General features: G+C 64.8%; 19 protein-coding genes. 17 read left to right on the top strand and 2 right to left on the bottom strand.

Features of this window, described 5'->3' with window-relative positions; translation table 11 throughout:
- The first annotated feature begins 17 nt into the window (after positions 1 to 17).
- The 8 genes from murA (at position 18) to hisA (ending at position 6,984) form a co-directional block, all read left to right on the top strand.
- Positions 18 to 1,304 (top strand): UDP-N-acetylglucosamine 1-carboxyvinyltransferase, encoded by a 1,287-nt coding sequence (gene murA / locus AC1DHL_RS11260; RefSeq protein WP_478098491.1) that lies wholly within the window; start codon positions 18 to 20, stop codon positions 1,302 to 1,304.
- Positions 1,301 to 1,942 carry an ATP phosphoribosyltransferase gene (hisG, locus tag AC1DHL_RS11255; protein WP_478162032.1) on the top strand — a complete coding sequence of 214 codons (642 nt, stop codon included), beginning with the start codon at positions 1,301 to 1,303 and terminating at the stop codon, positions 1,940 to 1,942. The genes murA and hisG overlap by 4 nt, the downstream gene beginning before the upstream one ends.
- Before the next feature lie 13 nt (positions 1,943 to 1,955).
- Positions 1,956 to 3,272 (top strand): histidinol dehydrogenase, encoded by a 1,317-nt coding sequence (gene hisD, locus AC1DHL_RS11250; protein WP_478162031.1) that lies wholly within the window; start codon positions 1,956 to 1,958, stop codon positions 3,270 to 3,272.
- A gap of 24 nt (positions 3,273 to 3,296) precedes the next feature.
- Positions 3,297 to 3,665 (top strand): hypothetical protein, encoded by a 369-nt coding sequence (locus AC1DHL_RS11245; protein WP_478098483.1) that lies wholly within the window; start codon positions 3,297 to 3,299, stop codon positions 3,663 to 3,665.
- Between the two features lie 4 nt (positions 3,666 to 3,669).
- A complete protein-coding gene (gene hisC, locus AC1DHL_RS11240; RefSeq protein ID WP_478098481.1) occupies positions 3,670 to 4,761 on the top strand; it encodes a histidinol-phosphate transaminase in 1,092 nt (363 codons plus the stop codon).
- Positions 4,758 to 5,387: an imidazoleglycerol-phosphate dehydratase HisB gene (gene hisB, locus AC1DHL_RS11235; protein WP_478098479.1), complete on the top strand. Its 630-nt coding sequence runs from the start codon at positions 4,758 to 4,760 to the stop codon at positions 5,385 to 5,387. Before hisC ends, hisB begins: the two co-directional genes overlap by 4 nt.
- 55 nt (positions 5,388 to 5,442) lie before the next feature.
- On the top strand, positions 5,443 to 6,093 hold the full coding sequence (hisH, locus tag AC1DHL_RS11230) for an imidazole glycerol phosphate synthase subunit HisH (RefSeq protein ID WP_478098477.1): 651 nt from the start codon (positions 5,443 to 5,445) through the stop codon (positions 6,091 to 6,093).
- A gap of 147 nt (positions 6,094 to 6,240) precedes the next feature.
- The gene (gene hisA, locus AC1DHL_RS11225; protein ID WP_478098476.1) at positions 6,241 to 6,984 is read left to right on the top strand and encodes a 1-(5-phosphoribosyl)-5-[(5-phosphoribosylamino)methylideneamino]imidazole-4-carboxamide isomerase; all 744 of its coding nucleotides are present in this window, start codon (positions 6,241 to 6,243) and stop codon (positions 6,982 to 6,984) included.
- 119 nt (positions 6,985 to 7,103) lie between these two features.
- Here the strand turns inward: hisA and AC1DHL_RS11220 are convergent, their stop codons facing one another.
- Both AC1DHL_RS11220 and AC1DHL_RS11215 read right to left on the bottom strand, forming a co-directional pair.
- Positions 7,104 to 8,033 carry an amino acid ABC transporter substrate-binding protein gene (locus AC1DHL_RS11220; protein WP_478162030.1) on the bottom strand — a complete coding sequence of 310 codons (930 nt, stop codon included), beginning with the start codon at positions 8,031 to 8,033 and terminating at the stop codon, positions 7,104 to 7,106.
- An 8-nt stretch (positions 8,034 to 8,041) separates the two neighbouring features.
- Positions 8,042 to 9,349 carry a dicarboxylate/amino acid:cation symporter gene (locus tag AC1DHL_RS11215; protein ID WP_478162029.1) on the bottom strand — a complete coding sequence of 436 codons (1,308 nt, stop codon included), beginning with the start codon at positions 9,347 to 9,349 and terminating at the stop codon, positions 8,042 to 8,044.
- A gap of 135 nt (positions 9,350 to 9,484) precedes the next feature.
- Between AC1DHL_RS11215 and AC1DHL_RS11210 the strand changes: the two genes are divergently transcribed.
- The 9 genes from AC1DHL_RS11210 to tatC all read left to right on the top strand — a co-directional run bounded on the left by AC1DHL_RS11210 (position 9,485) and on the right by tatC (position 14,304).
- The gene (locus AC1DHL_RS11210) at positions 9,485 to 10,327 is read left to right on the top strand and encodes a D-hexose-6-phosphate mutarotase (RefSeq protein WP_478162028.1); all 843 of its coding nucleotides are present in this window, start codon (positions 9,485 to 9,487) and stop codon (positions 10,325 to 10,327) included.
- A gap of 21 nt (positions 10,328 to 10,348) precedes the next feature.
- Positions 10,349 to 11,128, top strand: coding sequence for an imidazole glycerol phosphate synthase subunit HisF (gene hisF, locus AC1DHL_RS11205; protein ID WP_478162027.1), 780 nt, complete (start codon positions 10,349 to 10,351; stop codon positions 11,126 to 11,128).
- Positions 11,129 to 11,142: 14 nt separating this feature from the next.
- Positions 11,143 to 11,544 carry a phosphoribosyl-AMP cyclohydrolase gene (gene hisI / locus AC1DHL_RS11200; protein WP_478098466.1) on the top strand — a complete coding sequence of 134 codons (402 nt, stop codon included), beginning with the start codon at positions 11,143 to 11,145 and terminating at the stop codon, positions 11,542 to 11,544.
- On the top strand, positions 11,541 to 11,924 hold the full coding sequence (locus tag AC1DHL_RS11195; protein ID WP_478098464.1) for a phosphoribosyl-ATP diphosphatase: 384 nt from the start codon (positions 11,541 to 11,543) through the stop codon (positions 11,922 to 11,924). The genes hisI and AC1DHL_RS11195 overlap by 4 nt, the downstream gene beginning before the upstream one ends.
- Positions 11,925 to 11,933: 9 nt before the next feature.
- A complete protein-coding gene (locus tag AC1DHL_RS11190) occupies positions 11,934 to 12,323 on the top strand; it encodes a DUF4870 family protein (protein ID WP_478098462.1) in 390 nt (129 codons plus the stop codon).
- A complete protein-coding gene (locus AC1DHL_RS11185; protein ID WP_478098460.1) occupies positions 12,313 to 12,672 on the top strand; it encodes a histidine triad nucleotide-binding protein in 360 nt (119 codons plus the stop codon). The genes AC1DHL_RS11190 and AC1DHL_RS11185 overlap by 11 nt, the downstream gene beginning before the upstream one ends.
- Positions 12,673 to 12,737: 65 nt before the next feature.
- Positions 12,738 to 12,974 (top strand): Sec-independent protein translocase subunit TatA, encoded by a 237-nt coding sequence (tatA, locus tag AC1DHL_RS11180; RefSeq protein ID WP_478098456.1) that lies wholly within the window; start codon positions 12,738 to 12,740, stop codon positions 12,972 to 12,974.
- Between the two features lie 13 nt (positions 12,975 to 12,987).
- Positions 12,988 to 13,446, top strand: coding sequence for a Sec-independent protein translocase protein TatB (gene tatB, locus AC1DHL_RS11175; RefSeq protein WP_478098454.1), 459 nt, complete (start codon positions 12,988 to 12,990; stop codon positions 13,444 to 13,446).
- A gap of 60 nt (positions 13,447 to 13,506) precedes the next feature.
- Positions 13,507 to 14,304 carry a twin-arginine translocase subunit TatC gene (gene tatC / locus AC1DHL_RS11170; RefSeq protein ID WP_478098452.1) on the top strand — a complete coding sequence of 266 codons (798 nt, stop codon included), beginning with the start codon at positions 13,507 to 13,509 and terminating at the stop codon, positions 14,302 to 14,304.

Here is a 14,304-nt window from a genome sequence, read left to right as displayed (position 1 = left end):
CCTCCGCTGGATTCCACATGGACAAACTTCTGATTCGCGGCGGGCGTACGCTTCGCGGCGAGGTACTCATTTCCGGCGCCAAGAACGCCGCCTTGCCCGAACTCTGCGCGGCGCTGCTGACCGATCAACAGGTCACGCTGCACAACGTGCCTCGCCTCAAGGACGTCGCGACCATGCTCAAGCTGGTCCACAACATGGGCGTTGCAGCCGATCGCGACGACAACGGGACCGTGCGCATCAACGCACGATCGCTCGAGGTGCCCGAAGCACCCTACGAACTCGTCAAGACCATGCGGGCGTCGGTGCTCGCACTGGGACCGCTCCTGGCGCGCTTCGGCAGGGCCAAGGTGTCGTTGCCGGGCGGTTGCGCCATCGGATCCCGCCCGGTCGACCAGCACATCAAGGGCCTGCAGGCCATGGGCGCCGAGATCGTGGTCGAACACGGCTACATGGTCGCCAGCATCGGCGGTGGCCGCAAGCGCCTGCACGGCGCGCGCATCACGACCGACATGGTGACCGTCACCGGTACCGAGAATTTCCTGATGGCTGCGGCGCTCGCCGAGGGCGAGACAGTGCTTGAAAACGCCGCCCAGGAGCCCGAGATTGCGGACCTTGCCGAGATGCTGATCGCCATGGGCGCCAAGATCGAAGGGCACGGCACCAGCCGCATCCGCATACAGGGCGTGGACAAGCTGCGCGGATGCACGCACCAGGTGGTGGCGGACCGGATCGAGGCGGGCACCTTCCTGTGCGCCGTGGCGGCCACCGGAGGCGATGTCTTTCTCAAGCACGGCAGGGCCGAGCATCTCGATGCCGTGATCGAAAAGCTTCGTGCCGCCGGCGCGGAAGTGATCGCGGTCGACGGCGGCATTCGCGTGCAAAGCCGGGGCCGTCTCAAGGCGCAGAGCTTTCGCACGACCGAGTACCCAGGCTTTCCGACGGACATGCAGGCGCAGTTCATGGCGCTCAACGTGATCGCCGCGGGGACCTCGACGGTGACCGAGACGATCTTCGAGAACCGCTTCATGCACGTCGACGAGATGCTGCGCCTCGGTGCCCGGATCCAGACCGACGGCAAGGTGGCCGTGATCGAGGGGGTGCCGCAACTGTCCGGTGCGACTGTCATGGCCACTGACCTGCGCGCATCGGCGAGCCTCGTGATCGCCGGGCTTGTCGCTGACGGCGAGACGCTGGTGGATCGCATCTATCACCTCGATCGCGGCTACGACCGCATGGAAACCAAGCTCCGCGGTCTCGGGGCCGACATCGAGCGGGTCGCTGGGCCTGCCGAGGTGCAGCCATGATCACGCTGGCGCTCTCGAAGGGTCGAATCTTCGAGGAAACCATGCCCTTGCTGGCCGCCGCCGGCATCGAGGTGACGGAGGACCCAGAGAAATCCCGCAAGCTGATCCTCGCGACCACGCGGCCGGATGTCCGGGTCGTGCTGGTGCGTGCCTCCGATGTGCCGACCTACGTGCAGTATGGTGGGGCGGACCTCGGCGTCACCGGGCTCGATGTTCTGCTCGAGCACGGCAACCAGGGCCTGTACCAGCCGCTCGACCTTCGCATTGCGGCCTGCCGCCTCAGCGTGGCGGTGCGCGCCGACTACGACTACGCCTCGGCCGTCAAGCAAGGTTCGCGCATCAAGGTCGCGACCAAGTACGTCGGCCTGGCGCGCGACTTTTTCGCGAGCAAGGGCGTGCACGTCGACCTGATCAAGCTGTACGGCAGCATGGAACTCGCTCCGCTGACCGGTCTGGCCGATGCCATCGTCGACCTGGTGTCGACCGGCAATACCCTGAAGGCCAATCAGTTGGTCGAAGTCGAACGCATCATGGACATCAGCGCGCGCCTGGTCGTCAACCAAGCCGCGCTCAAGCTCAAACGCGAAGCGATCCGCCGTATCGTCGACGCGTTCGAATCGGCCATTCCTTCCTCGTGACAGTGCACGCGCCATGAAACTGAAAGCCGTCCCCGCCCGTCTGTCGACCGCTTCGGCCACCTTCGAGGCCGAATTCAAGACGCGCCTCCATTGGTCCGCCGAGGCCGATGCCGCGATCGAGCAGGTGGTAGCGGACATCCTTGCCGACGTGCAGCGTCGCGGCGACACGGCGGTGCTCGAATACACGCGCCGGTTCGATCGGCTCGACGTGGCCGGCATGGACGCGCTCGAACTCACGGCCGCCGAACTGCGCGAGGCGTTCGAAGCGCTGCCGGACGCCCAGCGCGCCGCACTGGAGGCGGCCGCCGCCCGCGTGCGCAGCTATCACGAGGCGCAGAAGAAGGCGAGCGGCGAAAGCTGGAGCTACCGCGATGCCGACGGCACGCTGTTGGGCCAGAAGGTCACACCCCTGGACCGCGTGGGCATCTACGTGCCCGGCGGCAAGGCGGCCTATCCGTCGAGCGTGCTCATGAACGCTATTCCCGCGCATGTGGCCGGAGTCGGCGAGATCATCATGGTCGTGCCGACGCCGGGCGGCGAAAAGAATCCGCTGGTGCTTGCCGCGGCGCACGTCGCCGGCGTGACGCGCTCTTTCACCATCGGCGGCGCGCAGGCCGTGGCAGCGCTGGCCTATGGCACCGCCTCCGTGCCGGCGGTCGACAAGATCACCGGCCCCGGCAATGCCTACGTGGCCGCCGCCAAGCGCCGGGTGTTCGGCACGGTGGGCATCGACATGATCGCGGGGCCGAGCGAAATCCTGGTGCTCGCCGACGGCACGACGCCGCCCGATTGGGTCGCCATGGACCTGTTCAGCCAGGCCGAGCACGACGAAATGGCGCAAAGCATCCTGCTGTGCCCCGACGCGGCCTACATCGAGCGTGTTCAGCAGGAAATCGATCGGCTCCTGCCTTCGATGCCGCGCGCCGAGATCATCGCGGCGTCGCTCAATGGACGCGGAGCCCTGATCCACACTCGAAGCATGGAACAGGCCTGCGAGATCAGCAACCGGATCGCGCCCGAACACCTCGAAGTGAGCAGCCGCGAGCCGCATCGCTGGGAGCCTTTGCTCAAGCACGCGGGTGCCATCTTCCTTGGTGCGTACACCAGCGAGAGCCTGGGCGACTACTGCGCCGGCCCGAACCACGTGCTGCCGACCAGTGGCACCGCGCGCTTCAGCTCTCCGTTGGGGGTGTACGACTTCCAGAAGCGGTCGAGCCTCATCGAGGTCAGCGAAGCCGGCGCCCAGGTTCTCGGGCGCGTCGCTGTGACGCTGGCCGAAGGCGAGGGCTTGTCGGCGCACGCCGAGGCAGCTCGCATGCGACTGCGCTGACGGTAGACAGGGGAGAACGATCCTTTGAGACGCATCCGATTCGGCCAGCTCGCAAAGACGCTGGTGCTGGCGACGCTGGCATGGACTGCCGCCGCCCACGCCATGACCATCCGCGAACTTCGCACCCTCGAAGCCAACGAGAAGGACGGCAAGCTCTACGCCAACTACTATCTCGTCGGCGTGATGGAGGGCCTGCGTGAAGCCAATGATGCCGACCAGCGCGAGCACCAGAAGCCGCGTTTCTGCATCAATGGCCGCAAACTCGAGCCCGCCATGGCACGCTCGCTCTACCAGGCCGAACTGACGCGCAATGCCGACAGCTATGAAGCAGACATGCCGGTTCAACTGGTGCTGGCGGCTGCCCTGCGCAACACTTACCGCTGCGCGCCTTGAACCAATGACTTCCACGACCGCGACAAACCGCGCACTCGGCCGCATCCGTGCCGACGTGCAATCCATGCATGCCTATGCCGTCCAGGACGCGCGCGGCATGCTCAAGCTCGACGCGATGGAGAACCCGCACGGGCTGCCACCGGCGCTGCAGGCGGCGTTGGGCCAGCGCCTTGGCGCACTCGCGCTGAATCGTTACCCGGGCGAGCGCGGCGCCGATCTGCAACGCGCCCTGGCGAAATATGCCGCCATGCCGGAAGGTTGCGCGCTAATGCTCGGCAACGGCTCGGACGAGCTGATTTCGCTCCTGGCCATGGCCTGCGACCTGCCCGGCGCGGCAATCCTGGCGCCCGTCCCCGGTTTTGTGATGTACGCGATGAGCGCCCAGCTGCAGGGCTTGCGCTTCATTGGTGTGCCGCTGACGGCCGATTTCGAACTGGACGAGGGCGCGATGCTGAGCGCCATCGCGCGCGAGAAGCCCGCCATCGTCTACCTAGCCTATCCGAACAACCCGACCGCCAACCTGTGGGACGATGCCGTGATCGAGAAGATCATCGAGGCGCAGGATGCGCAAGGAGGGCTGGTCGTCATCGACGAGGCCTACCAGCCTTTCGCCGGCAAGAGCTATATCGACCGCGTGACGCGCCATGACCACGTGCTGCTGATGCGGACGCTCAGCAAGTTCGGCCTCGCCGGCGTTCGCCTGGGCTACATGATGGGGCCGGCAGCGCTGGTCGCCGAGGTCGACAAGGTGCGGCCACCCTACAACATCAGCGTCCTGAACTGCGAGTGCGCGCTCTTCGCGCTGGAGCACGCCGATGTCTTCGCCGAACAGGCCGCGGACATTCGAGCGCAGCGAACCCGGATCTTTGAGACGCTGGCCCGTCTGCCCGCCGTGAAGAGCTGGCCGAGCGAGGCCAACATGATCCTCGTCCGGGTCCCCGACGCGGCAAAGACCTTCGAGGGCATGAAGGCGGCCGGCGTGCTGGTCAAGAACGTTTCTAAAATGCACCCATTGCTCGCGAACTGCCTGCGCCTCACCGTCGGAACCGCCGACGAGAACGCGCGGATGCTCGGGGCACTTGAAGCCTCACTATGAATACTCCAACGGCACCCGAAGCAGTCGTCGCGGCCGGCGCGCGTACGGCGTCCGTCACGCGCAACACCGCGGAAACGAAAATCACGGTCCAGGTCAACCTCGACGGCACCGGCCGGTCGAAGTTGTCGACGGGGATCGGCTTTTTCGATCACATGCTCGACCAGATCGCCCGTCATGGCCTGATCGACCTCGATATCGACTGCAAGGGCGACCTGCACATCGACGGCCACCATACGGTGGAAGACGTCGGCATCACGCTGGGCCAGGCGGTCGCCAAGGCCGTGGGTGACAAGAAGGGCATCCGGCGCTACGGCCATGCCTACGTTCCGCTCGACGAGGCGCTCAGCCGCGTGGTGGTCGACTTCTCGGGCCGCCCCGGGCTGGTGATGGATGTTCCCTTCACGAGCGGCATGATCGGGACCTTCGACAGCCAGCTCACCTACGAGTTCTTTCACGGCTTCGTCAATCACGCTTTCGTCACGCTGCACATCGACAATCTGAAGGGGGTCAATGCGCACCACCAGTGCGAAACCGTCTTCAAGGCTTTCGCCCGGGCGCTACGCGCGGCGTTGGAACTCGATCCGCGTTCCGCCGGTGTCATACCTTCCACGAAGGGTTCGCTCTGAGCCGCCGGGCCGCCCCAAGGCGACCGCCGCAGCGCTGCTGCGCGGAGGCTCTTCCATGACCAAGAACACAGTGGCCGTCGTCGATTACGGCATGGGCAATCTGCGGTCGGTGTCGCAGGCTGTGCAGCATGCGGCCGACCAGGTTGGGGTGGAGGTGTTCGTCACTTCAGACCCCGACGTCGTGCGCCACGCCACGCGCATCGTGCTGCCGGGACAGGGCGCCATGCCGGACTGCATGCGCGAGTTGCGTGATTCGGGGCTGCTGGAGCCGGTCGTCGAAGCGGCAGCCTCCAAGCCGTTGTTCGGAGTCTGCGTGGGCATGCAGATGTTGCTGTCGCACAGCGACGAAGGGCCGACCGACGGCCTGGGCCTGATCCCCGGTGACGTTCGCAAGTTTGAGCTGGCGGGCCGCCTCCAGCCGGACGGCAGCCGATACAAGGTCCCCCAGATGGGCTGGAACCAGGTTCGGCAGTCGCGGAAGCATCCCGTTTGGGCGGGCGTCCCCGACCAAAGCTACTTCTACTTCGTGCACAGCTTCTACGCCAAGCCCGCTGACGCCGACCACAGCGTGGGCGAGGCAGACTATGGCGACCGCTTTACCGCTGCCGTTGCACGCGATAATATTTTTGCGACCCAGTTCCACCCGGAGAAGAGTGCGGACCATGGGCTGCAGCTCTATCGAAATTTCCTCCACTGGAATCCTTGACGCAGTGAACGCATCGAATGCCCGGCTCGGGCCTGCCGTCGCGGGCTTTGCCGGATTCTGAGTACGATCCCGCTTCCTGCCACCCACTCACGTTCGCCCGCTTCGATTTCCCGCGACTCCATCGCTCGTTCCAAGCAATTTCGCACCATGCTCCTCATTCCTGCGATCGACCTCAAGGATGGCCACTGTGTTCGCCTCAAGCAGGGCGATATGGACCAGTCCACCACTTTCAGCGAAGACCCGGCCGCCATGGCTCGCAAATGGGTGGAAGCAGGGGCAAGGCGGCTTCACCTGGTCGACCTGAACGGCGCCTTCGCCGGAAAGCCGCAGAATCACGCGGCGATCAAGGCGATCCTGAGGGAAGTCGGCGACGACATCCCCGTGCAGCTCGGCGGCGGCATCCGCGACCTGGACACGATCGAGCGCTACATCGACGACGGCCTGCGCTACGTGATCATCGGCACCGCCGCCGTCAAGAACCCCGGTTTCCTGAAGGACGCGTGCAGCGCGTTCGGCGGCCACATCATCGTGGGCTTGGACGCCAAGGACGGCAAGGTGGCGACCGATGGCTGGAGCAAGCTGACCGGCCACGAAGTTGCCGACCTGGGCAAGAAGTTCGAGGACTACGGGGTGGAGTCGATCATCTACACCGACATCGGCCGCGACGGCATGCTGTCGGGCATCAATATCGACGCGACGGTGCGCCTGGCGCAGGCCCTCACGATCCCGGTGATCGCGTCGGGCGGACTCTCGAACATGGCCGACATCGACAAGCTGTGCGCTGTCGAATCCGACGGGGTCGAAGGGGTCATCTGCGGCCGTGCGATCTACTCGGGCGACCTGGACTTTGCCGCCGCGCAGGCCCGCGCGGACGAACTGGCTGAGCAGTAGGCTCGCCCCCAGGTTGCCCGCACTTCGTGTCGGGCGCCCACCCCCTGCCGGGGGCAACACCGGCGGCCCGGCGAAGCCGGTTCCGCGGTGTTTCCCGAAGGGGTCTCGCTCGCTGACCCTTACTCCGACTTGACCGCCATCGTCTGGATGATCGTTTCCAGTTGCGGGCTCATCGGCAGGTTCAGGCTGGTGCCGGAAGGCAGCTTGCGCAGGAACCAGCGCTTGTACTGGCGCTCGATCTCGCCATCCTCCGCCAGCTCGTGGAAAGTGTCGTTGACCACCGTGGTCATCTGGGGGTCGTTCTTGCGGTACATCACGCCGTAGGGGTCGTACGACAGGAAGTCGCCGATCACCTCGTAGTCGCTTGGGCCGTCCGCAGTTCCACGGTCCTGGGCGATGAGGCCATAGAGCAGGACGTCATCCGTTGCAAACGCTTCCGCCTTGCCGGACTTCACCAGGGCGAACGACTCGGCGTGGTCGCGCGATACGAGGAGATTCAGGTCGAGCTTGAAGCGCTCGGAGATGTCGCGCATCGTCTTTTCGTTCGTCGTGCCGCGCGTCACGGCAACCGGCTTTCCGGCCAAGTCCCGGAACGACTTGATGGGCGAACCCTTCCGAACCAGCAATTTGGTGCCCGAGACGAACATCGTCGGCGAGAAGCTCACCCGCTTTTGCCTCTCGAGATTGCTCGTCGTCGAACCGCACTCGAGGTCCACCTGCCCGTTGACCACCGCGTCGATGCGCGATTCGGACGTCACTGGAACCCACTTCGTCGCGAGCGTCTTGTGGACCGCGTCGCTCATCGCCTCGACCAGCGCCTTGCACAGTTCGATGGAATAGCCGATCGGTTCGTTGCGCGAGGAGAGGTAGGAGAACGGAATCGAGGACTCGCGATAGCCGATGGTGACGGCGCCGGCATCACGCACCTTGGCCAAGGTTCCGCTCAGCTCGGCTGGCGTGGATGGCACGGGATCGGACTGCGCCGAAGCCAGCGACGACAGGCCGCAGAGGAGGGCTGCAACGATCGACAGTGACCGCAGAAACGCCATGATCGTCCTCAGGCATGCATCGGGTGGGCGAGGGTGGCGGCGAGTTCGGCGTCCATCGACCGCGCGTTCGCCTCGGCCTCGCTCTCGGTCATCAGTTCGCCTTCCCACTTGGCGACGACGGCGGTGGCGATGGAGTTGCCCACCGCGTTCGTTGCCGAGCGGCCCATGTCCAGGAAGGTGTCCACCCCCAGAATCAGCAGCAGCCCCGCCTCGGGGATGTTGAACTGGTTCAGGGTGGCGGCAATCACCACCAGCGAGGCGCGCGGCACGCCGGCCATCCCCTTCGAGGTCAGCATCAGGATCAGCAGCATGGTGATCTGGGTGCCGATCGGCAGGTGGATGTCATAGGCCTGGGCGATGAAGAGCACGGCGAAGGTGCAGTACATCATCGAGCCGTCGAGGTTGAAGGAATAGCCCATCGGCATGACGAAGCTGGAGATCTTGCGCTTCACGCCAAAACGGTCGAGGGCGATCAGGATCTTCGGGTAGGCGGCCTCCGAACTCGCCGTGGCGAACGACAGCAGGAAAGGCTCCCGGATGTAGCTCAGCAGTTTCAGGATCCGCGGGCCGAGGAAGATGAAGCCGGCAAGAGCCAGCAAGCACCACAGCATGAACAGGCTGATGTAGAAGCCGCCCATGAACACCGCGAACTTCAGCAGGATGTCCAACCCGTTGACCGCGACCGTCGCTGCCATGGCGGCCAGCACGGCAAGCGGGGCGAGCTTCATCACGTAGCCGGTGATCTTGAGCATGGCGTGCGAGAGTTCCTCGATGGCGGCGACCAGCGTCTTGGCCTTGTCGCCGAGAGAGGCCATCGCCACCCCGAAGAACATCGAGAACACGACGATCTGCAGGATCTCGTTATTGGCCATGGCTTCGACGAAGGACCGCGGCACCATGTGGCTGACGAAGTCCTTGACGGTGAACTTCGAGGTGGCGAGGTTGGCAGAGGAGCCGATGTCGGGCAGCGGCAGGCCAAGGTTGTGGCCCGGTTGCAGGATATTGGCCATGATCAGGCCCAGGATCAGCGAGACCAGCGAGGCCGTGATGAACCACGCCAGCGCCTTGCCGAAGACGCGCCCGACGGCTGCCGCATCGCCCATGTGCGCGATGCCCACCACCAGCGTCGAGAACACCAGCGGCCCGATCAGCATCTTGATCAGCCGCAGGAACACGTCCGACATGATCGAGATGTACCCGGCAATCTCCGCGGCCGTCCTCTTGTTCGGAAAGTTCACGAAGACCATGTAGCCCAGGATGATCCCGATCACCATCGCGATCAGGATCCATACGGCTGGCGGCAGTTTCCTTCTCATGGGTGCTCCTTGCGAGTGCGTTCTGGAGAATCGTCTCTGGCCGACAGCCCGCAACCGCGAGCGCCTGCTGATGCGATTTCAAGCTAAAACCGCGCTGGCCGCAATCCCGACACGGGCGAAACCTAGAATCGGGTCATGTCTGTCCAAACGTCAGCCTTTCGTGGCCAGCCGGCAGTGCGCCTTGCCTTGCCCGCCGGCGACAGTTGCATGGTCGCCCTGCACGGTGCGCACGTGCTGTCCTGGATGACCGCCGACGGCGTGGAGCGCCTCTTCCTGAGCCCCGATGCCCGCTTCGACGGGCAGAGCGCCATCCGGGGCGGTGTGCCGATCTGCTGGCCGCAGTTCAACATGCGCGGCCCGTTGCCCAAGCACGGTTTCGTGCGCAATGTCCCCTGGCAGGCCGATTCGCAGGAAGTCGACGGCAAACGCAGCACGGCAGTCCTTTCGTTGCATTCCAACGAGGCAACGCGCGACATCTGGCCGCACGCCTTTCGGCTGCGGCTCACGGTCACCTTGGCGCCGCATTCGCTGCGCATTGCGCTCACGGTCGACAATCCCGGCAGCGGCCCCTGGTCCTTTGCGGCAGCGCTGCACACCTATTTGCGCGTGAACGACGTGACCGCGCTTCGCCTCGAAGGCCTTCAAGGCGCCAACCGCTGGGATGCCGTGCGCGACGATCGACACGTCGAGTTGGCGCCCGCGCTCACCTTCGGCACCGAATTCGACAGCGTCTACGCGTCGTCCACACGGCCTCTGCGTCTGGCCCAGCCTTCCGGCACGCTCGAGATCGCGCAGAGCGCGAGCTGCACCGAGACGGTGGTCTGGAACCCTGGTCCTGTGCTGAGCGCCAAGCTCGACGACCTGCCCGACGACGGCTGGCGCCACATGCTTTGTGTCGAGGCCGCGCGCATCGACGAACCCGTTCTGCTGGCGCCGGGGGCGCAGTGGCAGGGCTGGCAACAGCTCACCGTTTCCTGAATCCTTGATCCGAACGATCCCATGCTTGCCAAACGCATCATTCCCTGTCTGGACGTGACCGGCGGCCGCGTCGTCAAGGGCGTCAATTTCGTCGAATTGCGAGACGCCGGCGATCCGGTCGAGATTGCCGCGCGCTACAACGCGCAAGGCGCCGACGAACTCACCTTCCTCGACATCACCGCCACGAGCGACGGGCGCGACCTGATCCTGCCGATCATCGAAGCAGTGGCTTCGCAGGTGTTCATTCCCCTCACCGTCGGCGGCGGCGTGCGCACGGTCGCGGATGTCCGCCGGCTGCTCAATGCCGGGGCGGACAAGACCAGCTTCAATTCGGCTGCGATCGCGAATCCCCAGGTCATCGAAGACGCATCTCGGAAATACGGTGCGCAGTGCATCGTGGTGGCGATCGACGCCAAGCGGCGCACCGCGGAGGACGCTGCGACCCGCGGAGCCGGCTGGGATGTCTACAGCCACGGCGGGCGCAAGAACACCGGCCTTGACGCGGTGCAGTGGGCCGTCGAGATGACGCGGCGCGGCGCCGGCGAGATCCTCCTGACCAGCATGGACCGTGACGGCACCAAGAGCGGCTTCGATCTCGAACTCACGCGCGCCGTGAGTGATGCGGTGAGCGTGCCGGTGATTGCTTCCGGCGGCGTCGGCAGCCTGGATCACCTGGCCGACGGCATCCAGGCCGGCGGCGCCGATGCCGTCCTGGCGGCCAGCATCTTCCACTACGGCGAGTTCACCGTGGGCCAGGCCAAGGCGCAAATGGCGGCGCGGGGCATCCCGGTGCGGCTTTGACCGACAATTCCGGCATGAATTGGCTCGATGAAGTGAAGTGGGACGCGAACGGCCTGGTGCCCGTGATCGCGCAGGAGCAGGGCAGCAACGACGTGCTGATGTTCGCCTGGATGAACCGCGAGGCGCTGGCGAAGACGGCTGAAATCGGCCGGGCCGTGTATTTCAGCCGGTCGCGCGGCAAGCTCTGGTTCAAGGGCGAGGAGTCCGGCCACGTGCAGACGGTTCACGAGATTCGCATCGACTGCGACAACGACGTCGTGCTGCTCAAGGTGACCCAACTCGGCCATGAGCCGGGCATCGCGTGTCACACGGGCCGCCACAGCTGCTTCTTCAGCAAATACGAGAACGGCCGGTGGACGGTCGCCGAACCGGTCTTGAAAGACCCCGCATCGATCTACACATCCTCCCCAAGATGAGCGATACCCCACGCAACGCGGAAGACGCACTGGCGCGCCTGGCTGCCGTGATCGAGAGCCGGCTGCCGGCGCGCGGCGGCGATCCCGACAAGAGCTACGTCGCACGTCTCCTTCACCGGGGTCCCGACGCCTTCCTGAAGAAGATCGGCGAAGAAGCCACCGAAGTCGTCATGGCCGCCAAGGACGCCGATCATGGCGGCGACCGTTCGAAGGTTGTCAACGAAGTGGCCGATCTGTGGTTTCACAGCATGGTGGCACTCGCGCACTACGGTTTCTCGCCCAGCGACGTGGTCGCGGAACTCGAGCGGCGCGAAGGCACCAGCGGCATCGAGGAAAAGGCCTTGCGCAAGGCGCAGGCTCGCGAAGCTTCCAACGATTGAGAGGACACCATGCCCAACGACATCGTGACCGTCGAACCGGACGACTCGCTCAAGACCTGGGGCTGGGTCAGCTACATCCTTCACCTCGTGGTGGCCATTGGCGCGGTCCTGCCCGGGGCACAGGCTTCCATCGCGCTGCTGCTGATCGCGCTGATCATCGACCTGGTCAAGCGCGACGATGCGGCCGGCACCTGGCAGGCCTCGCATTTCAGCTGGCGCATTCGCACTGTGATCTGGGCCGGCGTGCTGTACGTGCTGACCGCGTGGCTGTGGCTGCTTCTTTTCGTGCCCGGCTGGATTGCCTGGGCGCTGATTTCCCTCTGGTTCCTCTATCGCATCGTCAAGGGGATGGTGCGAATGAACGCGGGCCGATCCATGGAGCCTTCGAATGTCCTCTGACCCCAACTGCGTCTTCTGCAAGATCATCGAAGGGAAGATTCCCTCCCGCAAGGTCTACGAGGACGAGGAGCTCTTTGCGTTTCACGACATTGCCCCGTGGGCCCCGGTGCATTTCATGATCGTGCCGAAGCGGCACGTCCCGTCGATGGCCCAGGTCACCTCCGACGACGCCGCGTTGCTTGGAAGGATCATGACGCTGGCCCCCAGGCTGGCCATCGAGCAGGGCTGCAGGCCTTATCCGACCGGGGGGTATCGCATCGTCGTGAATACCGGCGCCGAGGGCGGTCAGGAGGTCCATCATCTCCACGTGCACGTCATGGGCGGCCCACGCCCATGGCTCAGAGGCTGATTCCCGCCTCGTGAGGCGGCATTTGCGCGCCGTCTAAAATCGCTCACATTCTTCAGGAGTAATCCATGGGTTCACTTTCCATCTGGCACTGGCTGATCGTGCTGCTCGTCGTGGTCATGATCTTCGGCACCAAGAAGCTCCGCAACATGGGGTCGGACCTCGGCGGCGCCGTCAAGGGCTTCAAGGACGGCATGCGGGAGGGCGGGGCACCCGAAACGCCGGCCAACCCGAACGCGCAGGTGACCAACACCGCCGCGACCGACAAGTCGACGATCGACGTCGAAGCGCGTCAGAAGTCCTGAGCTCCAACCGTCCGTGATCGATCTCGGCATTTCGAAACTTGCGCTGATCGGCGCAGTTGCGCTCATCGTCATCGGACCGGAAAAGCTGCCGCGCGTGGCGCGCACCGTTGGCACGCTGCTCGGCAAGGCGCAGCGCTACGTGAACGACGTCAAGGCCGAGGTCAATCGCTCCATGGACCTCGACGAGTTGCGCAAGATGAAAGACACGGTGCAGGACGCGGCTCGCGAGGTCGAGCACAGCATCCATTCCAGCGCGAGCGAATTCGAGAAGCAGTTTTCCGAAATCGGCCAGACGTCCTCCGATTCTGAGCCGGCGCTGCCCGTCTATCCGCAATACAAGCACCCACGCAAGAACTGGCGCCTGAAGCAGGGCGCCACGCCACAGTGGTACAAGGCGCGCAACGGCGTGCGCACCAAAGCGCTTTCGGGCGCCGCGCGCGTGGCCCGTTACCGTCCTCACGAGATCAAATAGCTTCGGCGTCGATCCGGTCGCGTCCAGCGCGGCCCGAATTCCGTCCGCAGCGCCCCCGACATGTCTGACTCCACTGACAAGAACAAAGAAGACGAACTGGCCGGCACCGAGCAGCCTTTCGTCCAACACCTGATGGAGCTGCGGGATCGCTTGCTCTATTGCATTTATGGCCTTGTCGTCGCCGGCGTCCTGCTCGCGATATGGCCGGGCCCCAGTGGGCTGATCGACCTGATCGCGGTGCCAATCCGCAACCACATGCCGCACGACGCGAAGCTGATCGCCGTGGGCGTGTTCTCGCCGTTTTTCGTGCCGCTCAAGGTGCTGGCCATGACCGCCGTATTGCTGGCGCTGCCTTGGCTGATGTATCAGGTCTGGATGTTCGTGGCGCCGGGGCTCTACAGCCACGAGAAGAAATTCGCCTTGCCGCTGATCATCTTCGGCAGCCTGCTTGCCTATGCCGGGATTGCGTTCGTGCAGTTCTTCGTCCTGGACAAGATGTTCGGCTTCATCCAGCGATTCACGCCTCCGTCGGTGGCGGCCACGCCCGACATATCGTCGTACGTGGAGGCGATCCTGTCGCTCTATATCGCCTTCGGCGTGGCCTTCCAAGTCCCGATCGTGGTCATGCTGCTGGTGCGTTTCGAGATGGTCACCGTCGAAAAGCTGCGTTCTTTTCGCGGCTATTTCATCGTCGTTGCCTTCGTCGTTGCGGCGGTGCTGACCCCGCCGGACGTCGTCTCGCAGCTTGCGCTCGCGATTCCCATGTGCCTGCTGTACGAAGTCGGCATCGTGGGTGCGCGCTACTTCTCGAAGTACACCAAGGCGCCCGAAGAGAGCCCCGATTCCGCTCAGTCCTGA

This window comes from Variovorax sp. 10L426, from assembly GCF_056395305.1.
This window is presented reverse-complemented; position numbering and strand designations above follow the sequence as displayed.